The sequence below is a fragment of the Arthrobacter echini genome, from assembly GCF_008107445.1.
Classification (GTDB): Bacteria; Actinomycetota; Actinomycetes; order Actinomycetales; family Micrococcaceae; genus Arthrobacter_D; species Arthrobacter_D echini_A.
The window spans coordinates 391,540-415,343 of sequence record NZ_VSLD01000001.1 but is presented as its reverse complement, the minus strand read 5'-3'; the positions used below and the strand labels follow the sequence as shown (position 1 = coordinate 415,343).

Here is a 23,804-nt window from a genome sequence, read left to right as displayed (position 1 = left end):
CCGCGCCGTCGTCGCGCGCTACAGCCACTCGATCGACTGGCCGTGCGCGCCGGTCCGGGCGATCGCCTGACCGTTGTACTGGAGCAGGAAGCGCCCGTCGCGCTCCTGGGGATCCTTCACCAGGGCGCCGCTGACCCCGGCCAGGGTGCCGTGGCCCTCGTGGGAGAGCCAGTGCACCGCTCGCCCGCTGTCCCGGACGAGGTCCAGCATGGTGGCGCGGAACCGGTTCCGCCCCGGTTCGTCGAGGTAGGCGAGGACGGCGCTGTGGAACACCACGACGGCGGCGTCCGGCGGGGCCTGCGCGAGGAGCGGCAGGAGCTGCTCGTTCAGATCCCCGCGCACCAGCAGCGGCGGGTCCGCGCGGACGACGTCGAGCGCTGCGCGGAGGCGCTCGACCCGGGCGGAGTGCTCCGGCCATACGAGCGCCTCGAGCCAGCGGGCATCGTCGTCGTTGCCCGCGTCCAGCGGATTGAGATCTATCCCGGCGCGCCAGAGGACCCGGGGGAGCGTCGCGGGGAAGGGCACGTCACCGCTGACCGAACACTCTATGGCCGGAACGGCAGAGCCACCGGGCGGCTGGAGGGCGGGTCCCGGCGAATACACGTACGCATAGCGGTCCGGGTAGAGGCACGCTCCCGCCGAGGCTCCCACCTCGATCAGGGCGAGCGATCTGCCCTCCTCCGCGCTGATCGAGGCGAGGGAGGGCAGCAGGACGGCGCACCGGCCCGCCTCGTTGGTCTGCGTGGAGCGCTGCAGCATGACCTGCCGGACGTCGTACGAGCGGTCCAGGACGAAGGACCGGAAGCCCTCGTAGTCACCGATCTGCACCCCGAGGAAGCGGGCGGCTCCCAGGAACAGATTGGGCTGGCGACGCGGCGCCGGGAGGGTCCCGAGGAACTCCAGGATCTCACCGTCCGTGCTGATGGCCAGGCACCAGGCCTCGTACCGGGGCGAATAACCACGCGCCTCGACCTCGGCGAAGCGCCGGTACCGCTCGGCCGTCACTGCTGCTGTCGTCATGCCCGACCCCTTCCGACCGCGCATCCGCGATGCCAAATCGTAACCACCCAGATGCGCCGAATACCGTACAGACCCGCCCATGAAGTTAGGCTCGTCACACGGATCGGGGCGCGCGGCGCCCACAACCCCGTGGATACCGCTCATCGCGGTGTCCATCACTCGTTCACCAGGGAGCACTACATGTCTAAACGAGTCACCTCCGCGCGTGGCGCGGGAACCGCGCGCTCGCGCGCCACACTGACCGCCGGAATCTCCATCGCAGCACTCCTGCTCACGGGCTGTGTGCAGAGCGAACGCGAGGAGGACGCCGGGGGCGGTGGCGATTCCGCCGTCGACCCCACCTTCGTCTTCGCGGCGTCGTCCGATCCCAAGTCTCTCGATCCTGCGTTCGCGAGCGACGGCGAGTCCTTCCGCGTGAGCCGCCAGATCTTCGAGGGCCTCGTGGGGGTGGAACCGGGGACCGCCGATCCGGCGCCGCTGCTCGCCGAGTCGTGGGAGACGGCGGAGGACGGACTGTCCACCGTCTTCCAGCTCAAGGAGGGCGTGACCTTCCACGACGGCACACCGTTCAACGCCGACGCCGTGTGCTTCAACTTCGACCGCTGGTACAACTGGACCGGGATCCAGCAGGCGGAGACCACGTCCTACTACTACGGATCGCTCTTCCGCGGGTTCGCCGACAGCCCCGAGGACGCCGTGTACGAGTCGTGCGAGGCCCAGGGCGACAACGAGGTCACCATCAATCTCGCGAAGCCGTTCGCCGGCTTCATCCCGGCGCTGTCCCTGCCCGCCTTCGCGATGCAGAGCCCGACGGCGCTCGAGGAGTTCTCCGCGGACGAGATCGGCGGCACCGCCGAGGCTCCCTCCCTCAGCGAGTACGCGCTGGGAGAGCCCGTGGGAACGGGCCCGTTCATGTTCGATTCGTGGAACGTGGGGCAGCAGCTCGAACTGTCGATCTACGACGACTACTGGGGCGACAAGGGTCAGATCACCAAGACCATCTTCCGGATCATCGACGACCCGCAGGCTCGCCGGCAGGCCCTCGAGGCAGGCACGATCGACGGCTACGACCTCGTGGCCCCGGCCGACACGCAGTCACTCAAGGACGCCGGCTACAACATCACCCCGCGCGATCCGTTCACCATCCTCTACCTGGGCATGAACCAGGCGGTGCCCGAGCTGAAGGACCCGCTGGTCCGCGAGGCGATCTCCCACGCGATCGACAAGCAGGCGCTGGTGGACCAGACGCTTCCCGAGGGGACGAAGGTGGCCACCCAGTTCATCCCCGAGGTGGTGGACGGCTACAACGAGGACGTCACCACGTACGACTTCGATCCCGAGCGAGCCAAGGAGCTCCTGGCCGAGGCGGGCTACCCCGACGGCTTCGAGGTCACGTTCAACTACCCGACGAATGTGTCGCGGCCCTACATGCCGACCCCCGAGCAGGTCTTCACCAATCTGCAGGCACAACTGTCCGACGTCGGCATCACCGTCACGCCGGCACCCGCGGCCTGGTCGCCCGACTACCTGAACCAGGTGCAGGGCACGGCGGACCACGGACTGCATCTCCTCGGTTGGACCGGTGACTACAACGACACCGACAACTTCATCGGTGTCTTCTTCGGGCAGGAGAAGCTGGAGTTCGGCTTCGACAATCCCGAGCTGTTCACGGCCCTCGACGACGCGCGCGCTGTCAGCGACCGCGACGAGCAGACGGAGCTGTACAAGGACATCAACGAGCAGATCGCCGAGTTCAACCCGGCCGTCCCGCTCGCCCACCCCGCTCCGTCGCTGGCGTTCGCGCCGCGCGTCACCTCCTACCCGGCGAGCCCCGTCAATGACGAGGTCTTCACCGAGATCGAGTTGAGCGAGTAAGAGTGGTCCAGCGCGGGCCGGTCACCTCGTCGGTGGCCGGCCCGCGCTGCGCCGGCCCTGTCCGGGTCGGCAGAGTCCGAGTCGGCCGGTCAACCCGGAAGGATCCTGCGAGTGCTGCGTGTCATCGGTAAACGGATAGCCCTGCTCATCCCCACGCTGTTCGGTCTGTCCATCCTGCTGTTCCTGTGGGTCCGCAGTCTTCCCGGGGGTCCCGCCACCGCCCTGCTCGGGGAGAAGGCCACTCCCGAGGCGATCGCCCGGGTCAACGAGCTCTACGGCTTCGACCGCCCGCTGATCGCGCAGTACTTCACGTACATCGGCAAGCTCCTGCAGGGCGACTTCGGCGTCTCCATCAACACCGGGCGGCCCGTGCTCGAGGAGTTCGCCACGCGTTTTCCGGCGACGCTGGAGCTGACCATCATCGCCCTGATCTTCGCCATCGGTGTCGGCGTGCCGCTCGGCTATCTCGCGGCGCGGCATTACGGTCGTCTGGTGGACCACGGCTCCGTGGTGCTCAGCCTCATCGGTATCACGGTGCCGGTGTTCTTCCTGGCGTTCATCCTCAAGTACCTGTTCGCCATCCAGTGGTCCCTCCTGCCCCCCGACGGCCGGCAGAATCCACGCATCAATGCCACGCACTACACGGACTTCTACGTACTGGACGGTCTGCTGACGGGCGAGTACGACGCGGCCTGGGACGCCTTCCTGCACCTGATCCTGCCGGGCCTGGCGCTGGGCACCATCCCGTTGGCGATCATCGTGCGCATCACGCGCGCCTCGGTCCTCGAAGTGCAGAACGCCGATTTCGTCCGGACCGCGCGTGCCAAGGGACTCATGGAGCGCACCATCCGGGGCAGCTTCATCCTGCGCAACGCGATGCTGCCGGTCGTCACCACGATCGGCCTCCAGCTGGGCCTGCTCATCTCGGGGGCGGTCCTGACCGAGACGGTCTTCGCGTTCAACGGTATCGGCAGATTCCTGCGGGACGCCATCTTCGGGCTCGACTATCCCGTGCTCCAGGGGTTCATCATCTTCATCGCGATCTTCTACGCCCTGATCAACCTGGTCGTGGATCTCTCCTACTCCGTCATCGACCCGAGGGTGCGTGTGCAATGAGTGCCATCCTTCCTCCAGCAGCCGGCGGCTCCGCAGCCCCGGACGATCCGGCGATCGACACCGGGAGGGGTGCAGGTCTGTGGCGGAACGCCTTCGTGCGCCTGCGGCGGAACCCGCAGGCCATCGTCGGGGCGGTCATCATCGGCCTGTTCCTGCTCGTGGCCCTGTTGGCACCGATCCTGGCCCCCTACGGGGGCAACGACCTCCCCGGCCGCACCGAGATCACCCCGACCACCATCCCGGGGCCGGGGGAGCTGGACGGCTTCCCGCTGGGACTGGACCGCTTCGGCGGGGACGTCCTCAGCAAGCTCATCTGGGGGGCACAGGCGTCACTGCTGATCGGTGTGGTCTCCACGGCGCTGGGACTGGCGGGCGGCATGCTGCTCGGTGTCCTGGCGGGCGGCTTCGGTGGCTGGGTGGACAACCTGATCATGCGTTTCGTGGACATCCTGCTGTCCGTGCCGAATCTGCTCCTGGCCGTCAGTATCGCCGCGGTCCTCGGGCAGAGCGCCTACGCGATCATGATTGCCATCGGCGTCTCCCAGATCCCCATCTTCGCGCGGCTGCTGCGCTCCACCATGCTGTCCCAGCGGGGGGCGGACTACATCCTCGCCGCCCAGACGCTCGGGCTGAGCCGGCGGACGATCACCATGAGCCATCTGTTGCCCAACAGCATGGGACCGGTGATCGTCCAGGCCACCCTGACCCTGGCCACGGCGGTGATCGACGCGGCTGCGCTGTCCTTCCTCGGACTCGGCGGCGGGCTTCCGCAGACGGCCGAGTGGGGGCGCATGCTCACCTATGCGCAGGCCGAACTCGCGGTGGCACCGCAGCTCGCGTTCCTGCCCGGTGCGTGCATCGCCATCACGGCGCTGGGTTTCACCCTGCTGGGGGAGTCGCTGCGCGAGGCGCTCGACCCGAAGACGCGCACCAAGTGATCGCGTCCGGTACCGCCCCGTCGCGGACCGGCGTCGGGATCCGACGCCGGTCGCTCCGGGGAACGCCGCCGCGCCCCGCTCAGGAGTTGTGGCGCGGCAGGCGGTGGGGATCGAGGATCAGGTTCTCGTCCCAGTGCCCGGTGGTCGCGGCGGCCCGGTACGTGGCTTCGAAGAACTCCAGCAGCACGGCATCCGGGTCAGCGGCGCGGCGCACTTTCTCGTAGGGCAGCAGGAACTGTCCGAACTCCTCGCTGTAGAAGGAGCCCTCGACGCCGAGCTCCACCTCCTTGAAGCCCTCCGGCTCCGGATAGGCGTAGGAGTAGAAGGCGCCCTCCTCGCCGCCGCCGGGCCAGAAGCCACAGCTGGAGAGCTCATGGGAGTACCCCTCCTCCATGACCCAGTCCGCACAGTTCGGTGCTCCGCCGGGATGCGTGGGGGCCGACCTCCCGGAGAAGCGCGTGCAGGCCAGATCCATGGCTCCCCAGAAGAAATGCACGGGACTCACCTTGCCGAGGAAGGTGGACCTGAAGCGGGTCATGACCCGCTCGGCCTGGATGAGCTGGCGCCAGAAGGCGGTGACGGACGCCGCGTCGTAGGATGCCGTGTCGTGGTCCTCGGCGAACGGCACGGCAGGGTCCACCTCGGTGGGCACCGGCCGGATGGGCGCCTCGATGTGGAGCTCGTCGAGGGCCGCCATGGTGCGCTCGTAGAAGCGGGCAACCGACTGCGGTTCAAGAGACACCGTGCGGTCCTCCCCGGAACTGCTCCGGATCAGGAGTCGGTGGTCCACGACGTCGAACTCGAGATCGAACATGCCGGTGCGGTAGGGGATCGCCGAGGTGCCCAGGCCGCGTGGCGTCACATAGAGCGGCACCTGCCACCAGTGGTTGATGAGCGGGGCGTGGGCCATCCGGATCTTGCCGATCACCTGCAACCACATGTGGATGGTGGCCTGCGTGTCCTGCCAGTCGGAGACCCGGAGCTCCGGCCATCCGTTGTCCGTCGTCGTGGTGTCCTGCTCGCTCATGGTGTTCTCCGTGTCGATCGGGGTGTCCAGCCACTGTAGGCGGTGGCTCCGGCAGGTGCTACCGCACCGCCCGTCGGGGTGCCGGGCTTGCCGGGGTTGCCCGCACGGATCCCGGCCGAGATGGAGCCACGGGTCACCTCGACGACGGAGAGCCTCGAGGTCATGACGATGGAGAGCGCAATTCGTCGTGCCCACCTCACGGGCCGTGGCGCGTGGGTGGAATCCCTGGACCCGCGGCGGGGCGGGCTGCTCCGAGCCGCCCTGGACCGGATCGAGTGGCCCTGAGGCCTACGAGGCGAGGTCCTCGTCGATCTCGAGCTCGTTCCCGGGGATCGAGGCGAGGAGTTTGCGCGTGTAGGGATGTCGCGGATTCTGGAAGACCTCCTCCGAGCTGGCCGCCTCCACCAGCTCCCCGTCCTTCATGACGCAGACGTAGTCCGAGATGAGGCGCACCACCGCGAGATCGTGCGAGATGAACAGATAGCTCAGGCCCAGCTCGGACTGCAGGTCACCCAGGAGCTTGAGGATCTGCGCCTGCACCAGGACGTCGAGTGCCGACACGGGCTCGTCGCACACGATCAGTTCGGGCTTCAGGGCCAGCGCGCGGGCGATCGCCACACGCTGCCGCTGCCCCCCGGAGAGCTCTGCGGGATAGCGCCGGAGCGCATTCTGCGGCAGGGAGACCTGGTCCATCAGTTCCCGAACCCTCGCAGCGCGCTCCTTCTTGGACCCCCGCCTGTAGGCGTTGAGGGGCTCCTCGACGATCCGCTCGATCGTGAACATGGGATTCAGCGACGAGTACGGGTCCTGGAAGATGGGCTGCACCCGCTGGCGGAAGTCGTTCAGCTGCGTCTTGTCGAGCGAGGCGACATCCATGCCGTCGAACATCATGGTGCCCGACGTCGGTTCGATCAGCTTCAACAGCATGCGCGCCGTCGTGGTCTTGCCGGACCCGGACTCGCCGACGATGGCGACGGTCTGGCCGCGCGGGACATCGAGCGTGACGTCCTTGACCGCGTAGAAGTCGTCCTTGCTGCCCCTGCGCTTGTAGACCTTCGTGAGCTCGCGGAGCTCCACGATGTTCGTGGAAACCACCTCCCGCCCCTGCCCGGCCTGCGGCGGGGTCGAACCGTCCGACGATGCCGCGTGTGCTCCGCCGCGACCGTTCCCGACGCCGTCCTGCGGGGCCTCGTGCGTGATGTCGGGCTGCGCGGCGGTGGCGTCGCGGTGCCGAGTGCGCCCGGCCTCGTGCTCCGCGAAGGACTCCTCGGCCAGCTTCTGCCGCGTGGCGGCGTCGACGGTGAACGCGCCGGGGCGCAGGCGGACTGCAGCCACGCTGGGGGCCGCACGGACGAGCGACTGGGTGTAGGGGTGCTGCGGATCGTTGAGCAGCTGCTCGGCGGGCCCGGTCTCCACCACGCGGCCGCGGTGCATCACCACGAGCTGGGATGCTCGCTCGGCAGCCAGGCCGAGATCGTGCGTGATCAGCAGCACGGAGGTGCCGAGCTGCTCCGTCATCGAGTCGATCTGGTCGAGGATGGTGCGCTGCACCGTCACGTCCAGGGCCGACGTCGGCTCGTCGGCGATGAGCAGGCGGGGCTGGCAGGCCAGGCCGATCGCGATGAGTGCGCGCTGTCGCATACCACCCGAGAACTCGTGCGGGTACTGTTTGGCGCGCTCCCCGGCGTCCGGCAGTCCTGCAGCGGTCAGGACCTCGATGACGCGCTGCTTGACGTTCTTCTTCGTGGCCATGCCGTGGACCAGGAGGGTCTCGCCGACCTGCGTCCCGATCTTCGTCACCGGATTCAGATTGGACATCGGATCCTGCGGAACCAGGCCGATCGCCCGGCCGCGGATGGAGCGCATCCTCGCCTCCGGCAGCTGCACCAGGTCCTGGCCCTCGAACAGGATGCTGCCGCTCTTGACCCTGCCGTTCGCGGGCAGCAGCCCGATGCACGCCATGGCCGTCGTGGACTTGCCCGATCCTGACTCTCCGACGATCGCGAGCGCGCTCCCACGCCGGAGCGTGAAGCCCGCGTTCTCGACGGCGCGGACCTCGCCGTGCGTGGTCCGGAAGGCCACCTCCAGATCCCGCACCTCGAGCAGGGGCGCGTCCGGGTTCTCGGGCTGGTCCGCTGCACGTCCCGCGGGAGTGATGTCCGTCATGCCACCATCGTGCCCTATGCGCGGACCGTACGGCGTGCGCGGCGTGTCCTGAAGTAGAGCGCGGCTCAGCGTCCCGATTCCTCGTGCGGCTGCCGTGTCTGCAGCTTTCGGGCGAGGTGGTCGATCGCGAGGCGGTAGCCGTCGACCCCGGCGCCGACGATCACGGCGTCCGCTACCGCCGAGAGGTAGGAGTGGTGCCGGAACTCCTCCCGCCGGTGGACGTTGCTGATGTGGACCTCGACCACCGGGAGCCCGACGCCGACGAGGGCGTCACGGATCGCGATGGACGTGTGGGTGAGGGCTCCGGCGTTGATCACGATGCCGTCCGCGGTCGTCCGCGCAGCGTGGATGGCGTCGATGATCGTGCCCTCGTGATTGGACTGCATCGCCGTCGTCGTGCAGCCGTGGGCTTCAGCGGCGTCCGAGGCGAGGCGGACGACGTCGTCGAGCGTCGCCGTGCCGTATACGGCCGGTTCCCTGCTCCCGAGCAGATTCAGGTTCGGTCCGTTGATCAGGAGGATGCGCGCGGGAGCCATGCCCCAACTATGCCGTACGGCTGGGGACGTCCACGGGATACGCCGCTCGTGAGCGCAGGGACACGGCGCCCAGCGCGCCGATGAGGGTCACGAGACTCATCGTTGCGAGGACGACGCCGGGGTGCCACCAGGCACCGTTGGTGGCAATGCCGAACTTCTGCGTGATCGACGGCGCGAAGCCCGCGATGATCGCCGCGATGCTGTAGGCGAAGGACAGCGCCGTGAACGCCGTCGCCGGTTTGAAGATGTCGGCCATGAGCCCGCCGAGCGCAGCCCAGCTGGCCGTGGGGAGGATCCCGCCGAGGATGATCGCCGCGATGTACACGGGCTCGGTGGCGATGCTGATCACCCAGTACAGCGGGAACGCGATCAGGGCCGTGCCGATGGCCCCGCCGGCCACCACTTTCGCCGAGCCGATGCGCATGGCCAGGTAGCCGAAGGCGGGGATGGTGACGAGCTGCAGGAGGGAGCCGACCAGGGCGGCGTTGAGCACCGCCTCCTGCGACAGGCCGAGGGTGGCTGTGCCGTAGCCCTGCGTGTAGGTCACCAGCAGGAAGTAGGAGCCGACGCCGAGGACCGCGGAGGCGATGGCCACCACGATGGCGACCGGCTGGGATTTCAGGACCTCGAGGAAGGGAACCCTGGAGAGCGCCTTCGCCTGGCTGGTCCTCCGGAACACGGGAGTCTCGTCGATCGCCACCCGCAGGTAGATCGCGACGGCGAGGAACGGGAAGGCGAGCAGGAACGGGACACGCCAGCCCCAGGTGGTCATGGCGTCCGGAGCGGCGATCGTGAAGATCAGGAAGACGGCGGAGACGAGCATGGTGCCCACGGGGGAGCCGAGCTGGGGGATCGACGCATACAGGGCGCGCTTGCGAGGATCGGCGTGCTCGGTGGCGATCAGAATGGACCCACCCCACTCCCCGCCGAGGGACAGGCCCTGCAGCAGCCTCAGCAGTGTGAGGATGATCGGGGCCCAGACACCGATGGTGGCGTAGTCGGGCAGCAGGCCCACCGTCCCGGTCGCCAGTCCCATGACGGTGATCGTCAGGATCAAAGTGCGCTTGCGGCCGATCCTGTCCCCGAGGTGGCCGAAGAGGATGGCGCCGAGTGGGCGGGCCACGAATCCCATCGAGAAGACCAGGAAGGCCGAGAGGGTTCCGACGAGCGGATCCTGCTCGGGGAAGAAGACCGTGCTGAACACCAGCGCCGCCGCTGTGCCGAACACGTAGAAATCGTAGGACTCGAGGGCCGTACCGACGAAGGAGGCGCCGGCCACCCGGCGGGCCATGCGCGGGGATGAGGCGGTGGGCTGCTGCGCTGTTGTGGACACGCTGATATTGTCCTCTCGCCTGTTTCGCCCGGCCGACTTTCAGGAGCAACGTCACACCGTCCGGTGTATGGCCGGCCCGAGCGCCGACGGTCGGCCCGCCCGTGCTCAGGCGGGCAGCGGCCCGCCTCGATGGGCCGCGATGATGGTGCGACCCGCCGGGAGCAGCACATCGGCCACGGTGCCGGGGGTGTCCAGGGAGCCGGCGACCATGGCGCCGTCGCGCAGTGTGATCAGTTGGGCGGCGATTGCAGCAGGCTCGTCCACGCCGAGGTCGGTGAGCAGTCCGGAGACCGCATCGTGCAGCCAGGTGCGATACCGCCCGACCGCACGGCGCACCGGGTGATCGGGCATCGGGTACTCGGCGGCGGCGTTGTTGAAGATGCAGCCGCGGAAGCCGGGACGGCACGCAGCACTGTGATTGACCTCGGCCATGAGGAGGAGGATCCCGCACGCGTCGGTACCGTCGGTACGCGCCTGCCGGACAGCATCCTGCAGTTGGAGGAGGTGGCTGTCGAGATAGGCCACCACGAGGTGGTCCTTGGTGGGGAAGTACCGGTAGAACGTGACCTTGGTGGTGCCGACGTCGTCGACGATGCGATCGGCGCTGACGGCGCGGATGCTCGTCGACTCGAACAGGCGGGTGGCCGAGGCGAGGATGCGCTCGCGGACCGGCGGGGCGGTGGTCATCAAGCTCCTGGAGGGATCGGTGTGGGTGAGCAGGATTTGATCGAGGTAGAGTTACTAGTTAGTCTACATGGGACATCGGGAGCCGGAAGGCACCCACAACGGAAGGATCGACACTCATGAGCGCTCTCTACACGGCAGTGGCCACGGCGACCGGCGACGGTCGCAACGGTGAGACCCGCACGGACGACGGCGGCCTCGTCGTCGATCTGGCCGTGCCCAAGGAGATGGGTGGGGCCGGTGGCGCCTCGAATCCGGAGCAGCTCTTCGCCCTCGGGTATGCCGCCTGCTTCCACAGCGCGCTGAAGCTCGTGGCCGGCCGCAGCAAGGCCAGGATCAGCGACTCCGCGGTCACCGCCGAGGTCGGGATCAACCCCACCGAGGAGGGCGGTTTCAAGCTCGAGGTCGCGCTCCACGCCGAGATCGGCGGAGTGGATCAGGAGACCGCCGACAGCCTCGTGGAGCAGGCGCACCAGGTGTGCCCCTACTCCAACGCGACGCGCGGCAACATCGAGGTCACGGTCGACGCCACCATCGGCTGACTCTCCGCCCGCGAGACACAGGGAAGGCCCCCGCAGCAGCGGGGGCCTTCCCTGTGTGGCCTCGAGTCACTTCCGCAGGGAGACCGCGATCTGCTGCATGATCGTCGGATCGGACAGCGTGGACGAGTCTCCGACCTCCCGACCCTCCGCGACATCCTTGAGCAGACGACGCATGATCTTGCCGCTGCGGGTCTTCGGCAGTTCCGGGACCACCAGGATGTTCCGCGGCTTGGCGATCGGGCCGATCTCCTTGCCCACGTGGGTGCGCAGAGTGGTGACGATGTCGTCGTCGTCCTTCGCCGAGCCGCGCAGGATCACGAAGGCCACCACCGCCTCACCCGTGGTGTCGTCGGTCGCGCCGACGACGGCGGCCTCGGCCACGGACGGATGGCTGACCAGCGCCGACTCGATCTCCGTGGTCGAGAGCCGGTGGCCGGAGATGTTCATGACGTCGTCCACGCGGCCGAGGAGCCACAGATCGCCGTCGTCGTCCTTCTTGGCGCCGTCGCCGGCGAAGTACATGGCGTCGAAGCGCGACCAGTAGGTCTCCTTGAAGCGCTCCGGATCGCCCCAGATGCCGCGGAGCATGGCCGGCCAGGGCTCGCGGATGACGAGGTACCCGCCCGAGCCGGCCGGGACGGACTCTCCCATCTCGTCGACCACGTCCACGGCGATCCCGGGCACGGCGACCTGAGCGGAGCCCGGCTTGGTGGCCGTGACGCCGGGCATCGGTGCGATCATGTGCGCACCGGTCTCCGTCTGCCACCAGGTGTCGACGACGGGTGCGCTTCCGCCGCCGATGACCTCCCGGTACCACATCCACGCCTCCGGGTTGATGGGTTCACCCACCGAACCGAGCACGCGGATCGAGGAGAGGTCGTACTTCTGCGGGATGTCTCGACCCCATTTCATGAATGTCCGGATCGCGGTCGGCGCCGTGTACAGGATGGACACTTTGTACTTCTCGATCAGCTCCCACCAGCGGCCCTGGTGCGGGGTGTCGGGTGTTCCCTCGTACATGAGCTGGGTTGCGCCGTTGATGAGCGGTGCGTAGGCGACATAGCTGTGCCCCGTGACCCAGCCGATGTCGGCCGTGCACCAGAAGACGTCGGTCTCCGGTCGGAGGTCGAACGTGTTCAGGTGCGTGAACGCCGTCTGCGTGAGGTACCCGCCGGTGGTGTGCAGGATGCCCTTGGGTTTCCCCGTGGTGCCGGAGGTGTAGAGGATGAACAGTGGGTGCTCGGAGTCGTGCGCCACCGCGGTGTGCTCCTCCGATGCGTTGTCGACGACGTCGTGCCACCAGAGATCGCGCCCGTCGGTCCACTCGACCGGTTCGTTGTTGCGCCGCACCACGACCACGCTCGTGACGGTGTGGCCCTCCTTCTCGAGGGCGCCGTCGACGGCGGGCTTGAGGGCGCTGGGCTTGCCGCGCCGGTAGGTGCCGTCCGAGGTCACCACGAGTTTGGCTTCGGCGTCGTCGATGCGGCTGCGGAGGGCATCGGCCGAGAAGCCGCCGAAGACCACGGAGTGCACGGCCCCGATACGGGCGCAGGCGAGCATGGTGATCACCGCCTCGGGGATCATCGGCAGGTAGACGGCCACGCGATCGCCCTTCTCCACGCCGAGGGACTCGAAGGCGTTGGCAGCCTTCTTCACCTCCTGCGTCAACTCGGCGTAGGTGATGGTCCTGGTGTCCCCTGGTTCACCCTCGAAGTGGATGGCCACGCGGTCTCCGAGACCGGCCTCGACATGGCGGTCGAGGGCGTTGTACGCGGCATTCACCGTCCCGCCCACGAACCACTTCGCGAACGGTGCGTCCGACCAGTCGAGTGTCTGGGTGAAATCCTGCTCCCAGGTGAGGAGCTCCCTCGCCTGGGTGGCCCAGAACTCCACGCCCTGCTCCTGGGCGTCGTCGTAGAGCGACTGCTGGGCCACGGCGTTCGCCGCGAAGTCCTCGCTGGGCGGGAAGCGGCGGTTCTCGCGCAGCAGGTTCTCGAAGGCGTCGCCTGGGTTCTCGGCGTTCATGGTCTACCCCTCTATGCGTATCACTGACGAACGGGACGGTCGGTGGTACGACGATACGCCGCACCCGAGCGTGCTCCAGAGGAACACTATCCACTCCGACGGGCGGTGCGTGTGCCCCGCGTCACAGGGTTAGCCGAGTTGCGGGGATTGTGCGACGAGCGGCGAAGCTCAGTCACCGGTGGAGAAGGGGACAGCCGGTGGCTAGGGTGGACGCAGGAGACCGACGCCGGGATGTGCTGCGGGCCGGCGGTAAGACGTGCAACGAACGGGAGTACACCATGAGCCAGGCATTCACGGGAGAACCAGGCGCCCCTGCGCCGGTAGCCGACGACGACCGGGGTGATCCCGGGGCAGCCGAGCCTGACGAGAATGGCGCGACCGGCCCGAGCAGAGCACTCCTGGGTCCCTTCACCCTGCGCGAGGTGGTGTTCGGCGGTGGGGTCCTGGTCATGTTCGTCGGAACACTGCTGCCGTTCATCGGCGGTGCGCTCGGCTACGTCAACTTCTGGAACACCGCGCCCCTGTTCTACATCGGTATCGGGATCCTGCTTCCCGTCGCGGCATGCGCACTCCTCGTCGGGCGCCGCACGGGCAGGTCCGGGTTGCGGGTCGGGTCCCTGTCGGTCGACCAGTTCGCCTCCGTGACCGCGGTGCTCGCTGCCAGCTACTTCTTCCTGCAGACCGTCACGGTCTTCGGACTCGGGTCGCTCCTGGGGCTGATCGGTTCCCTGGCGCTGATCGCCACGACCGTCGTCGGGCCCTATCTGCCCGTCATCAGGAATGACTTCCTCGACCGTCCGGAAGTGCCGGCCCACCGCCTCGCCCGGCCGGTGACCGCCGCGCGGGAGCGCCCCGCGAAGCCGCCGAAGGCCTCCCTCGAGTCCGTGTCCGAGGTCCGGAGCGATACCTCTTCGGACGATCACAGCACCTCCTCGCCGGTGCTCGGAGACGATGCGTCGATCGGCGCCGAGCCGGACCACCGGAACGGGATCAACCCGGCCGTGGCCATCCCACGGCAGAACGGCGCCGGTCTGTACGGGGCAGGGGCGGCCGGAGCCGTCGGTGCAGGAGTCGCGGCCTCGGGTCAGTCCGGCCTTGCATCGGAGGAGGCGGACTTCGGCGGAACGGACTCCACAGGACGGGGTGCCACCGGATCCGATTCCGCCGGGCAGAAGCCGAGAGCCACCGCCGAGGGTTCCCACGCGGTGGTGCGTGACACCGGAGGCGACGACCTCGTGGCGCCTGCTGCGACCGGCACCGACATGTCGGACGCCGTGGGTGACGCCGCGTCGGACACTGATGCGGCGGCTGCCGCCGATGGTGCCACCTCCACGACGCGGTCGCCGGTGACTCCGGTGACACCGGTGGACGAGACCGGATCGGACGGCGTCATCGACGTCGACGGACCGGAGGTGCAAGAGAACGGCTCCGGTCCGCTGGAGGATGCGGCGGAGGAGAGCGACCGCCGGGAGACCATCACGGCGACCCGCTCCGCACAGGACGAGGAGCCCGTCGTCGAGGCCTTCTGGTTCGCGGTCGGTTCGCCGCGCCCGGTGCTGGACGAGCAGTCGGGGCGTGAGCTCTTCATCCTCGAACCCGGTGACTGGGAAGTGGGCATCGAGGATCGGGGCAACGAGTTCCTGGTCCAGGACAAGCGCACCGGCATGGTCGGGATCCTGCAGGACCTGCGGAACATCGAGCGCGCACCGCGCGACTGATCCGCCCGGGTACCAGCGAAGCAGGAGCGGTGGATTCGTCGGGGGAGGAGACGTGCGTGGCAGATAGGACAGCGGGCGGTCCGGGGGATTCCGCGCGGACCGGGGTGTCGCCGGTGGCCCTGAAGCGTCGCGCCAGGAAGATCCACCGGGTGCTGGCCGAGACGTACCCCTACGCGGTGGCCGAACTCGACTTCCGGAATCCGTTCGAGCTCCTGGTGGCCACCGTGCTGTCCGCGCAGACCACCGACGTGCGGGTCAATCTCACCACCGGTGCCCTGTTCGAGCGCTATCCCGATGCCCGGGCCCTGTCGGAGGCGCAGGAGGCCGAACTGCAGGAGCTCATCCGACCCACCGGGTTCTACCGGGCGAAGGCCACCAGTCTTCTGGCACTGTCCCGGAGGCTCGTCGACGAGTTCGATGCGGTAGTACCGAATCGGCTGGAGGATCTGGTCACGCTCCCCGGTGTGGGGAGGAAGACCGCCAACGTGGTCCTCGGGAACGCCTTCGGCATCCCCGGCATCTCCGTCGACACGCATTTCGGGCGCCTCGCCCGCCGCTTCGGCTGGACGGCCTCCGCCGACCCGGTGAAGGTGGAGCAGGACGTCGCGGAGCTCTTCGAGCGCAAGGATCACACCATGCTCTCGCATCGGGTGATCTTCCACGGGCGGCGCGTCTGCCACGCGAAGAAACCCGCGTGCGGGGCATGCCCCATCGCAGCGCTCTGCCCCTCCTACGGGGAGGGTGAGACGGATCCGGTCCGTGCCGCGAAACTGCTCAAGTACGAACTGTCGCCCGGGCGCGAGGACCTGCTCGAACTCATGCGGGCAGGGCGCACCCGCATGGAACTGCGCGACGCCGGGTACGGTCTGGGTGCCTGACCTGCTGGCCTCCGCCGCGTCCGTGCACTTGCGTGCTGTGCGGACACGGACATGACCGCCTACTCCGAGCTGGTGGCGTGGGTGGGGTCCATGGACCCCGCGCGGACGGCGAAGGAGCGCCCCGACGGCTGGCAATTCGCACGCTTCGATCCGGCCAGGAGCCGCCGGGCGGCGGTCCTGATCCTTCTGGGCGACCACGGTGGTGGCCCGGCACGAGCGCCCCTGGAGGCGCGACCCGATGACCTCGACATCCTCTTCGTGGTCCGTGCGAGCTCGCTCTCCAACCATCCCGGGCAGGTGGCCTTCCCGGGGGGAGCCATCGACGCCGATGACGCCGACGAGGGCGCGGCAGCCCTGCGTGAGGCCGAGGAGGAGACGGGGCTCGACCCGAACGGCATCGAGATCCTCGGTATGCTCCCGGCGGTAGGGCTGCCCGTCAGCAACTACATCGTCACGCCCGTCCTCGGCTGGTGGTCCGAGCAGTCCCCCGTCCGCGCGATGGACCCCGCTGAATCCGAGCTGGTCTTCCGATGTCCGGTCAGCAGGCTGCTCGACCCCTCCTACCGCAGGACGGCCGTCGTCCGCCGCGACGGGTTCGTCAGCAGGACACCCGCTTTCCTCACGAAAGACGCGGTGATCTGGGGATTCACGGCGATGCTGCTGGACGAGATGTTCGACGAACTGGGCTGGACCCGATCGTGGGACCGGGCCCGGGAGATGCCCGCACCCCTGTGAGCCGGCCCGGGGAGCGGACGGGGCCGGCGTCGACCACGACCGCACCGTAGCGGTCCTTCAGCGCTCCGGGCAGGGCGACGAGTCCACGTGCGGTCTCGATCCGGTCCCGGGTCCTCACTGCGGCCTCGGCTGCGGGAAGGACGGACGAGCCCAGGCCCTTGCTCCGCAGCAGGGCGAAGACCTGGTCGGACGCGCTGCCACCCACGGCGCCCGGTCCCACGACCATCCTGCGCGCAGGGAGCGACAGCCGGCCGCGGACGAGGGAAGCCGGGCTCGAGAGTGCGACGGAGACGGCCCGGGAATCGAGGAGCTTCAGGCCTGCCGAGCCGACCGGTCGGAGGACCCGCGCGGCGGGCGCGAGCCGGGAGGGGCGGCCCGTCGAGGCACGGGCACCCGCGAACGGGGCCGACTGCCGGGTCCACCCAGGTGCCGATCGCATCGACGTGATGGGGCAGGCCGGCGTCCTCAGGCCCGCCGTCATGCGGGTGGCGCCGGACAGTCTCGTGGCGACGGCGCGGGTCCGGGCCAGGAGGGCGAGCCGCGAGATCACCCCGTGCACCCTGGCCACCATCTGTGCCGTCCTCGCGGCACCGACGAGCGTGGTGACGGCCGCCGATCCACCAAGCGTCACGAGGCTGAGCGCGACGCCGACGGCGGCGAGGGCCGCGCACTCGAGCACGAAGCCCTCCGTCTCGTCGACCAGCTCCTGGTGCGCCGTCCGCACGGCTGTTGCGAGTTCCTCGCACCCTGCCGCGATGTCCCGCGAGGCCTGTGCGATCAGCCGGCCGGATTCTCGGATCACCGTGCTGCGCTCCCGGAAGAGCGCCAGATCCTCGGACTGCAGGCACCGGACGGCGAACGCTGCCTCCGCGCCCGGCCCGTCGATCGCCGCCCGGATGTCGTCGGCGAGCGCCGCCCACGCCGCAGCGGCACTGGCGAGGAGATCCGGGTCACCGGCAGGCCAGATGACGCCGGCAATACCGGCGATGATGTCCCACGAGGGCGGCGGCCACCCGGGGTTGGGGGCTCCGGCGGAGGGGATCCGTGTGCCTGCGCCCTCCTCCACGGCAGCCGGCGTCGGAGGTGTGAAGAACCGGCTCAAACCCATGGACGCCACGTGTTCGGCACTGATGTACCGACCGGCGGCAAGTGTCAGTGCCAGCGCTGTATCGGATGATGCGAGCGCGAGGTCGTGGCAGGCCCGGAGGACCTCGGAGGCCGCAGGATCGTAGGACGCGGCCCATTCGGCGCCCACCGCGGCCCAGCCGGCCATCCCCGAGGTGTGCTGCAGGCTGCTCTCCGCGAGGTGAGCGGCGTCGGCGATCCGCCGGCCCGCAATGGATTCGAGGATTGCCGCCTCGATGTGCCGGTCGGTATCGACCCTCAGGACGCCCACGCGCTCCACCTCTCCCCGTTCCTGCCGCCACCGTAGAACGGGCCCCGACGCGGCAGACCCGCTCGTACCCCGTTGTGGACAAGGACGGCCGTCGGCCGTGACGACGCCGAGGTGCCCGTGTCGAGGTACCTATTTGGCGTCGGCGTAGGAGGCGACGGTGATGGTGGTGATCGAGAACTCGAGCGGGATGTCGCCGAACATCAGTCGGCTGGCGGCCCGGGCGGCGTCGCCGAGGATGCCCTCCGCCTCGACGGCGCGCGCGGCGGGGACGTGCAGCACCACCTCGTCGTGCAGGAAGAAGGCGATGCGGCTGCGGGGGTCCGCGATCGAGCTCGCGTCGAGTCGTCGCCGGATCTCGGCGAGCCAGCACAGGGCCCACTCCGCCGCGGAGGCCTGCACCACGAAGTTCCGCGTGAAACGTCCACGGGCCCGGGCCGAGGCCTCGGCGCCGCGCTGTTCCTCGGCCGTCGTCGAGCGTTGGCCGGTGTGCCATTCCTCCGTTGCCGGAGGGCAGCCCCGGCCCAGATGGCTCGATACGCCCGCACCCGATTCCCCAGCCCTGGCGGCCGCCTCCACGACGCCCATGGCGCGCGGATAGGCGCGGGAGAGCTGCGGCATCAAACGTCCTGCCTCGCCGCTGGTGGCTCCGTACATGGCCCCGAGCATGGCGAGCTTGGCCTTCGCCCGATCACCGTCGAAGCCCTGGTCGGCGATGCCCTGGTAGAGATCCCTGCCGCGGGCTGCGGTGGCAAGAGCGGGGTCACGGCCGAGGGCGGCCAGCACCCGGGGCTCGAGCTGCGCGGCATCGGCGACGACGAACACGTGCCCGTCGTCGGGCCGCACGGCGTCGCGCACCTGGTGGGGTATCTGCAGCGCCCCGCCGCCGCGGGACGCCCATCGCCCCGAGACCACGCCGCCCACCACGTACTCCGGCCGGAAGCGCCCGTCCCTGATCCAGGCGTCCAGCCACGTCCAGCCGTTCGCCGTCAGCAGCCGCGAAAGCTTCTTGTAGGCCAGGAGCGGCCCGATGGCCGGGTGCTGCTGGCGTTCGAGCTCCCAGGACCGCGTGGTCCTGACGTCGATCCCGGCGCGGTGCAGGGCTCGCAGCAGCTCCTGGGGCGAGTCGGGGTTGAGCCCGGGAGCCTGCAGGGTGGTGCGCAGCTCGTCGGCGAGTCGCTCGAGCTCCACGGGGCGGCTCCCCTCGGGCGGGCGCGGGCCGAGATTCCGCTCGAGCAGGTCCTCGTGGACGTCACGGCGCCACGGCAGGCCGAAGTGCTCCATCTCGGTGGCGATGAGGGCGCCTGCGGACTCGGCGGCGACGAGGAGTGCGAGGCGCTGGGACCCCTCGGCTGCGGCGACGGCCGCCAGCTGGGCGGCGAGCTCCTCGACGACGTCGTCCAGGGACGGACCGGAGGCCCGCTGGGGCGCGTCGAACAGGGACTCCTGGTCCGGCGACGCGGGACGGGGCAGGAGCGTCCGGGGCAGGTCGGCGGCCTGGTCCGTCAGCGCTTCGATACGCAGCGCGTCGATGTACCGCGAGGAGCGGCACGACTGCGAGCGGGCGAGGATGGAGCGCGTCAGGGACAGGTCCCAGCACCGCTCCACGTCCACCCCCGCGGTCAGCAGCTCCGGGTACCAGAGGCGGGTGCCCTGCCAGACCCAGCGGGGACGCCGGGTCTCCGCCCGGGCGACGGCGGCTGCGAGCTCCGTCCGCTCCACGAGAATGCGCTCGCCGTCGGGTCGGGCGTCGGCAGCGAGGGGCTGCAGGATCACGGCGGCACCACGGTCGGAGCCAGACGGCGCGGGTGCCACGGCCATGTACATGGGGATATTGTCCGCGGTGGCGGTGTCATTCCTGCAATCGGCGGAGATTGTCCACATAGCTTCCGTCCGTCGCGGGGGCGACGGATGCCGCCGAGAAGGTGGAGGCATGGCGCAGCAGACGTGGACACCGGACGGACGACGGCGTCCCGTGGTGCTCGCGGGTGGGTCGCAGTTCGTGCAGGACCAGGTGGCGAGGGCGTGTGCGGCAGCGGGAGTCCAACCCGTCCTCACGGCCAGCTTCGCCGAAGCGGTGCCGCTCGATCCGCTGGTGCTGCTCGTCGGTCACGAGCAGGCTGCCGGCGGGCGTGCGGGTGTGCATGACGTCATCGTGGTGGGCTCCGCGGAGGACGACGCCGGGGCCTGGAGGAGCGCGGCCGCCCTGGCGTCGTCGCGCGTGGTCATCCTGCCGCAGGGCGCGGGCTGGCTCGCCGAGCATCTCGGACGCCGTCTTGCTCCCGCGGCGAGCGGGCGGGTCGTCGGTGTCCTCGGAGCGGTCGGTGGATGCGGGGTCACCACCGTCACCGCCTGGTGCGCCCGCCACGCGGCGAGACACGGGCGGCGGACACTGCTGGTCGATGGACAGCCGGATGCCGGCGGACTGGATCTCGCCCTCGGGACGGAGGATCGTCCGGGCGTCCGGTGGCGCGATCTCCAGGAGATCCGAGGCACCCTGAACGCCGAACAGCTCGTGGCCGCCCTGCCCGCGGAGGGTGACGTCTCCGTACTGTCCCACGACTCGGGGCCGGAGGACGCACCACTGGCACCGGATGACGGAATGGAGTCGGCTCCCGCGGTCCTCGATGCGGCGCGGAGTGCCTTCGGACTGACGTTCATCGACCTCGGCACCGGCAGCAGATCGGGACTGGCATCAGCCTGCGACCAGCTCGTCCTGCTGCTCCCCTCGCGTCCGCGCGGCGTCGCCGCTGCCAGGAGCGTGCTCCGGACGCACTCCTTTCTTCCCGTCACCGCCGTGCTGCGCGGCCCGGTGACCGACGGCCTGGACACCTGGCTCGTCGCCGACCTCCTGGGTCAGGCGGGCCCTCTGCCGTATCTGCCCCACGTCCGAGGTGCAGCCGCGAGCGAGGCCGCCGGGCAGCTGCTCTCGGCGAGACTTCCATGGCGAGCCCGGAAGCTCGTGGCGGACGTGGTGTCGGTCGTGGAGCCGACGGCATGAGCGAGGGGAACGCGTCGGGTGGTCCGACGCGACGCCAGCGGCGTGCTGCCCTGGGACGGTCCCGGCAGGACAGTGAGCCTTGGATCCAGAACGAGGGCCATGCACCACCGGCCGGAGTCGGAGATCCCTCGCTGGTCGACTCCGTTCGCCGGGCTGTGCTCGCCGGGACGGTCCAGGCGACGGGCGCGGCCTTCGCGGACGCCGTGGGCTCCAGCGGCAGGCTTCTCGGCTCCGAGGGTACGCTCACGGCCCTGGATCGCGTGCGCGCTGAACTCGCGGGGCTGGGTCCGCTCGAGCACCTCCTGGCCGAGGACAGCATCACGGACATCCTCGTCAACGGACCGGACGACGTCTGGATCGACGGAGCCGGAGGGCTGCGCCGGATCGGCCGGGTCTTCGAGACCGAGGAGCAGGTGCGTTCCCTCGCCGTCCGCCTCGTCGCGGCAGGTGGCAGGCGCCTCGACGACGGGTGCCCGGCCGTCGACGTCCGCCTCGAAGGGTTGCGGGTGCACGCCGTCCTGCCACCCGTCTCGACCGCGGGAACACTGCTGTCCATCAGGATCAGGCGGGACCGTGCGTTCTCGCTGGCGGAGCTGGTCGACGGCGGTACGGTCTCACACCTGATGGCCGAGGCGCTGAGGCTGATCATGCGCCGGCGTCTGAACTTCCTCGTGAGCGGCGCCACGGGGACGGGGAAGACCACGCTCCTGTCGGCGCTGCTCGGTCTGGCCGACCCTCAGGAGCGCATCGTCCTGGTGGAGGACGCCGCGGAACTGAATCCCGACCACCCCCACGCCCTCGGTCTCCAGTCCCGGTACGGCAATCTCGAGGGTGCGGGGGTGTTCGACCTCACCGAGCTGGTGCGCCAGGCGCTGAGGATGAGACCGGATCGCCTCGTGGTGGGGGAGTGCCGGGGCGCGGAGGTGCGCGAGCTGCTGGCAGCCATGAACACGGGGCACGACGGCGGCGGAGGAACGATCCACGCCAACTCGGCCGGGGCCGTCCCCGCGCGGCTCAGTGCGCTGGCAGCTCTCGCCGGTCTGGTACCCGAGGTTCTGGCACTGCAGGCCTCCACCGCCCTCGACGTCGTGGTGCACCTCGTGCGGACCGAGCGCGGACGGCGCGTGGAGAGCATCGGTCTCCTGGAACTCGTGGACGGCAGGGGACTGGTCGTCCGGCCTGTCCTTCTCGACACGGGCGAGGAGTGTCGACCCGCGGACGGCTGGAGCGACTTCACCGCCCGGGTGGGCTGGTGCGAGCCCGTCGCAGGGCAGGCACACCCTGTGAAGTGTGGATCCGGCCCGGTCGTGTCCCGGCCGACGTCATCCGGGACACGACCATGACGGCCCTCCTCGTCGCCGGCCTGCTCTCGGCGGCGTGTGCCCTCTGGGCTCCGGCGGTGACGGCTGGCGCCAGGGGGAGTTCCCGCAGGCTGCGGGCGAGGAGCCAACCGGAGGAGCGGCGGACATCGTGGCTCGGGATCCTCGCCGGGGATGTCGTCGTGCCCAGGACCGCGAAGAGCCGCCGGGTGGACCTCTATGAGCTGACGCTCTTCGTGCATCAGCTCGCCGGCCTGCTCCGGGCGGGCCGGGCTCCGCAGCTGCTCTGGAAGGACATGGAGCAGCTCTATCGAGCAGACACCGGTGCGTTCTCCGCACTGGTCCTACCCGTCCTCACCTCGGCGCGACGGGCTGCCGAGCTCGGACTCGGCATTCCGGAGGTCCTGGGCCGGGAGCGCGTGGCTGCGCGAGGTGGGCCCGGAGACGCGGAGGCAGTGGCCCAGGTGGAGCGGATGTGGGTGGAGCTTGCCGCCTGTCTTGGCGTGTCCGAGCGCAGCGGTGCACCACTTGCGGCGATCCTCGAGCAGTATGCCGTGCAGCTCGACGCCCATCTGGACGGCGTCTCGGCCCGGGATACGGCTCTTGCCGGGCCTCGGGCCACGGTGGTCCTCCTCAGTTGGCTGCCGGCGGTCGGCGTGGTCCTCGGATTCGCCCTGGGAGTCGATCCGCTCTGCATTCTGGTGGGGTCCCCGCTGGGACGTCTGGCTCTGGTGAGCGGACTCCTGCTCATGCTGCTGTCGCGGATCTGGTCCCGGAAGCTGGTCCGCCGTGCTGCCGGTGCGCCTCCGTGATGACGGGAGTACTCGTCGGTGGGTTGCTGGCCGTCGCCGCTGTCCTGCTGGGCGCATCCTCGGGGCGCTCCGGGTACTCCGGGCCGCAGGGCAACCCCTACGCGGCGCGGGTGGCGGATGGCGGCACTCGCCACGCGCCGATGATCCTCGACCTGCTGGCCGCAATGCTGTCCGTCGGAGCGTCTGTGGAGCGCGCCGTGGCCATCGTCGCAGCATCCTGTGAGGCCGATATCGGTGCCGCTCTGCTGCGGGTCCATGCGGCTCGAACACTCGGAGCGTCCTGGGACACCGCTTGGGACACGGCCCGGACGGCAAACGCGGTGGAGGGCAGCGCGCCCGGACCCTATTTCGGACGCGGCGGCCGGCGACAGCGGGTGTTGCGGGAAGGCCGGAGGGAGGACTGCCTGGCCGAGGTCCGTCAGGGTCTGCGCTTCGCGACGTCCACGGGAGCTCCGTCGGCGGCTCTGCTTCATGCTCACGCCGCGCAGCTGCGACGGCGGCACAACCGGGCCACTGAGCGCAGGGCCGCAGCCCTCGGCGTCCAGCTCGTGCTCCCGCTGGGTCTGTGCTCACTACCGGCGTTCATCTGCCTGGGGGTCGTTCCCGTGGTGCTGGGTCTGCTGCCCGCGCTCTAGCCCGTGGCCTGCCCCGCCTCGCCGGCGGACCGGGAGGGACACCAGCGGGCC

21 protein-coding genes are annotated in these 23,804 nt (G+C 69.7%); 12 read left to right on the top strand and 9 right to left on the bottom strand.

Translation table 11 applies throughout. The features are described from left to right. Positions 1-18: 18 nt before the first annotated feature. A complete protein-coding gene (locus tag FQ377_RS01935) occupies positions 19-1,020 on the bottom strand; it encodes a DUF2332 domain-containing protein (protein WP_148599550.1) in 1,002 nt (333 codons plus the stop codon). A gap of 180 nt (positions 1,021-1,200) precedes the next feature. Here FQ377_RS01935 and FQ377_RS01930 point away from each other — a divergent pair, with 180 nt between their 5' ends. The 3 genes from FQ377_RS01930 to FQ377_RS01920 all read left to right on the top strand — a co-directional run bounded on the left by FQ377_RS01930 (position 1,201) and on the right by FQ377_RS01920 (position 4,949). Then, positions 1,201-2,895 (top strand): ABC transporter substrate-binding protein, encoded by a 1,695-nt coding sequence (locus tag FQ377_RS01930; RefSeq protein WP_148599549.1) that lies wholly within the window; start codon positions 1,201-1,203, stop codon positions 2,893-2,895. Positions 2,896-3,006: 111 nt separating this feature from the next. Next, positions 3,007-4,011, top strand: a complete 1,005-nt coding sequence (locus FQ377_RS01925; protein WP_148599548.1) for an ABC transporter permease — start codon at positions 3,007-3,009, stop codon at positions 4,009-4,011. Further along, complete coding sequence (locus FQ377_RS01920) at positions 4,008-4,949, top strand: ABC transporter permease (protein WP_148599547.1); 942 nt, start codon at positions 4,008-4,010, stop codon at positions 4,947-4,949. Before FQ377_RS01925 ends, FQ377_RS01920 begins: the two co-directional genes overlap by 4 nt. A 79-nt stretch (positions 4,950-5,028) precedes the next feature. On the opposite strand, the gene FQ377_RS01915 is transcribed toward FQ377_RS01920, so the two are convergent. Beyond that, entirely contained in the window at positions 5,029-5,976 is a 948-nt protein-coding gene (locus tag FQ377_RS01915) for a DUF5996 family protein (RefSeq protein WP_148599546.1), read from the bottom strand. A gap of 120 nt (positions 5,977-6,096) precedes the next feature. Here FQ377_RS01915 and FQ377_RS14785 point away from each other — a divergent pair, with 120 nt between their 5' ends. Next, a complete protein-coding gene (locus FQ377_RS14785; RefSeq protein ID WP_187393222.1) occupies positions 6,097-6,261 on the top strand; it encodes a hypothetical protein in 165 nt (54 codons plus the stop codon). 3 nt (positions 6,262-6,264) lie between these two features. Here FQ377_RS14785 and FQ377_RS01910 read toward each other — a convergent pair whose 3' ends face one another. The 4 genes from FQ377_RS01910 to FQ377_RS01895 form a co-directional block, all read right to left on the bottom strand. Then, positions 6,265-8,142: a dipeptide ABC transporter ATP-binding protein gene (locus tag FQ377_RS01910; protein ID WP_148599545.1), complete on the bottom strand. Its 1,878-nt coding sequence runs from the start codon at positions 8,140-8,142 to the stop codon at positions 6,265-6,267. 65 nt (positions 8,143-8,207) lie between these two features. Further along, a complete protein-coding gene (gene aroQ, locus FQ377_RS01905) occupies positions 8,208-8,678 on the bottom strand; it encodes a type II 3-dehydroquinate dehydratase (protein WP_148599544.1) in 471 nt (156 codons plus the stop codon). Positions 8,679-8,685: 7 nt separating this feature from the next. Next, positions 8,686-10,011 (bottom strand): MFS transporter, encoded by a 1,326-nt coding sequence (locus FQ377_RS01900; RefSeq protein ID WP_262364210.1) that lies wholly within the window; start codon positions 10,009-10,011, stop codon positions 8,686-8,688. A gap of 105 nt (positions 10,012-10,116) precedes the next feature. After that, complete coding sequence (locus FQ377_RS01895) at positions 10,117-10,698, bottom strand: TetR/AcrR family transcriptional regulator (RefSeq protein ID WP_148599543.1); 582 nt, start codon at positions 10,696-10,698, stop codon at positions 10,117-10,119. A 116-nt stretch (positions 10,699-10,814) separates the two neighbouring features. Here FQ377_RS01895 and FQ377_RS01890 point away from each other — a divergent pair, with 116 nt between their 5' ends. Then, positions 10,815-11,237 (top strand): organic hydroperoxide resistance protein, encoded by a 423-nt coding sequence (locus FQ377_RS01890; protein ID WP_148599542.1) that lies wholly within the window; start codon positions 10,815-10,817, stop codon positions 11,235-11,237. A gap of 66 nt (positions 11,238-11,303) precedes the next feature. Here the strand turns inward: FQ377_RS01890 and acs are convergent, their stop codons facing one another. Beyond that, complete coding sequence (acs, locus tag FQ377_RS01885; protein ID WP_148599541.1) at positions 11,304-13,262, bottom strand: acetate--CoA ligase; 1,959 nt, start codon at positions 13,260-13,262, stop codon at positions 11,304-11,306. 197 nt (positions 13,263-13,459) lie between these two features. Between acs and FQ377_RS01880 the strand changes: the two genes are divergently transcribed. Genes FQ377_RS01880 through FQ377_RS01870 form a run of 3 tightly spaced genes read left to right on the top strand, consistent with a single transcriptional unit; the run spans position 13,460 to position 16,593 of the window. Further along, a complete protein-coding gene (locus FQ377_RS01880; protein WP_222861820.1) occupies positions 13,460-14,980 on the top strand; it encodes a hypothetical protein in 1,521 nt (506 codons plus the stop codon). A gap of 56 nt (positions 14,981-15,036) precedes the next feature. After that, positions 15,037-15,858: an endonuclease III gene (gene nth, locus FQ377_RS01875; protein ID WP_187393221.1), complete on the top strand. Its 822-nt coding sequence runs from the start codon at positions 15,037-15,039 to the stop codon at positions 15,856-15,858. Positions 15,859-15,909: 51 nt separating this feature from the next. Beyond that, positions 15,910-16,593 carry an NUDIX hydrolase gene (locus FQ377_RS01870; protein ID WP_148599539.1) on the top strand — a complete coding sequence of 228 codons (684 nt, stop codon included), beginning with the start codon at positions 15,910-15,912 and terminating at the stop codon, positions 16,591-16,593. On the opposite strand, the gene FQ377_RS01865 is transcribed toward FQ377_RS01870, so the two are convergent. Both FQ377_RS01865 and FQ377_RS01860 read right to left on the bottom strand, forming a co-directional pair. Further along, on the bottom strand, positions 16,505-17,989 hold the full coding sequence (locus tag FQ377_RS01865; RefSeq protein WP_148599538.1) for a WXG100-like domain-containing protein: 1,485 nt from the start codon (positions 17,987-17,989) through the stop codon (positions 16,505-16,507). The genes FQ377_RS01870 and FQ377_RS01865 overlap by 89 nt on opposite strands. 129 nt (positions 17,990-18,118) lie before the next feature. After that, on the bottom strand, positions 18,119-19,813 hold the full coding sequence (locus FQ377_RS01860; RefSeq protein WP_148599537.1) for a bifunctional 3'-5' exonuclease/DNA polymerase: 1,695 nt from the start codon (positions 19,811-19,813) through the stop codon (positions 18,119-18,121). Positions 19,814-19,919: 106 nt separating this feature from the next. On the opposite strand from FQ377_RS01860, the gene ssd reads away from it, so the two are divergent. From ssd to FQ377_RS01840, 4 genes are read left to right on the top strand one after another with little or no spacing between them, the layout of a single operon-like run. Continuing rightward, a complete protein-coding gene (gene ssd / locus FQ377_RS01855; RefSeq protein ID WP_187393220.1) occupies positions 19,920-20,987 on the top strand; it encodes a septum site-determining protein Ssd in 1,068 nt (355 codons plus the stop codon). Then, positions 20,984-22,330, top strand: a complete 1,347-nt coding sequence (locus FQ377_RS01850) for a TadA family conjugal transfer-associated ATPase (protein WP_148599535.1) — start codon at positions 20,984-20,986, stop codon at positions 22,328-22,330. Before ssd ends, FQ377_RS01850 begins: the two co-directional genes overlap by 4 nt. Then, positions 22,327-23,118, top strand: a complete 792-nt coding sequence (locus tag FQ377_RS01845; RefSeq protein WP_148599534.1) for a type II secretion system F family protein — start codon at positions 22,327-22,329, stop codon at positions 23,116-23,118. Before FQ377_RS01850 ends, FQ377_RS01845 begins: the two co-directional genes overlap by 4 nt. Then, positions 23,118-23,753: a type II secretion system F family protein gene (locus FQ377_RS01840; protein WP_148599533.1), complete on the top strand. Its 636-nt coding sequence runs from the start codon at positions 23,118-23,120 to the stop codon at positions 23,751-23,753. Before FQ377_RS01845 ends, FQ377_RS01840 begins: the two co-directional genes overlap by 1 nt. Positions 23,754-23,804: the final 51 nt, after the last annotated feature.

What these genes read in the sequence shown, in the direction of transcription:
- FQ377_RS01935 (WP_148599550.1), bottom strand. Translation starts at nt 1,020, where the DNA reads ATGACGACAGCAGCAGTGACGGCCGAGCGGTACCGGCGCTTCGCCGAG.
- FQ377_RS01930 (WP_148599549.1), top strand. Translation starts at nt 1,201, where the DNA reads ATGTCTAAACGAGTCACCTCCGCGCGTGGCGCGGGAACCGCGCGCTCG.
- FQ377_RS01920 (WP_148599547.1), top strand. Translation starts at nt 4,008, where the DNA reads ATGAGTGCCATCCTTCCTCCAGCAGCCGGCGGCTCCGCAGCCCCGGAC.
- FQ377_RS01915 (WP_148599546.1), bottom strand. Translation starts at nt 5,976, where the DNA reads ATGAGCGAGCAGGACACCACGACGACGGACAACGGATGGCCGGAGCTC.
- FQ377_RS14785 (WP_187393222.1), top strand. Translation starts at nt 6,097, where the DNA reads ATGGAGCCACGGGTCACCTCGACGACGGAGAGCCTCGAGGTCATGACG.
- FQ377_RS01910 (WP_148599545.1), bottom strand. Translation starts at nt 8,142, where the DNA reads ATGACGGACATCACTCCCGCGGGACGTGCAGCGGACCAGCCCGAGAAC.
- aroQ (WP_148599544.1), bottom strand. Translation starts at nt 8,678, where the DNA reads ATGGCTCCCGCGCGCATCCTCCTGATCAACGGACCGAACCTGAATCTG.
- FQ377_RS01895 (WP_148599543.1), bottom strand. Translation starts at nt 10,698, where the DNA reads ATGACCACCGCCCCGCCGGTCCGCGAGCGCATCCTCGCCTCGGCCACC.
- FQ377_RS01890 (WP_148599542.1), top strand. Translation starts at nt 10,815, where the DNA reads ATGAGCGCTCTCTACACGGCAGTGGCCACGGCGACCGGCGACGGTCGC.
- acs (WP_148599541.1), bottom strand. Translation starts at nt 13,262, where the DNA reads ATGAACGCCGAGAACCCAGGCGACGCCTTCGAGAACCTGCTGCGCGAG.
- FQ377_RS01870 (WP_148599539.1), top strand. Translation starts at nt 15,910, where the DNA reads ATGACCGCCTACTCCGAGCTGGTGGCGTGGGTGGGGTCCATGGACCCC.
- FQ377_RS01860 (WP_148599537.1), bottom strand. Translation starts at nt 19,813, where the DNA reads ATGTACATGGCCGTGGCACCCGCGCCGTCTGGCTCCGACCGTGGTGCC.
- ssd (WP_187393220.1), top strand. Translation starts at nt 19,920, where the DNA reads ATGGCGCAGCAGACGTGGACACCGGACGGACGACGGCGTCCCGTGGTG.
- FQ377_RS01850 (WP_148599535.1), top strand. Translation starts at nt 20,984, where the DNA reads ATGAGCGAGGGGAACGCGTCGGGTGGTCCGACGCGACGCCAGCGGCGT.
- FQ377_RS01845 (WP_148599534.1), top strand. Translation starts at nt 22,327, where the DNA reads ATGACGGCCCTCCTCGTCGCCGGCCTGCTCTCGGCGGCGTGTGCCCTC.
- FQ377_RS01840 (WP_148599533.1), top strand. Translation starts at nt 23,118, where the DNA reads ATGACGGGAGTACTCGTCGGTGGGTTGCTGGCCGTCGCCGCTGTCCTG.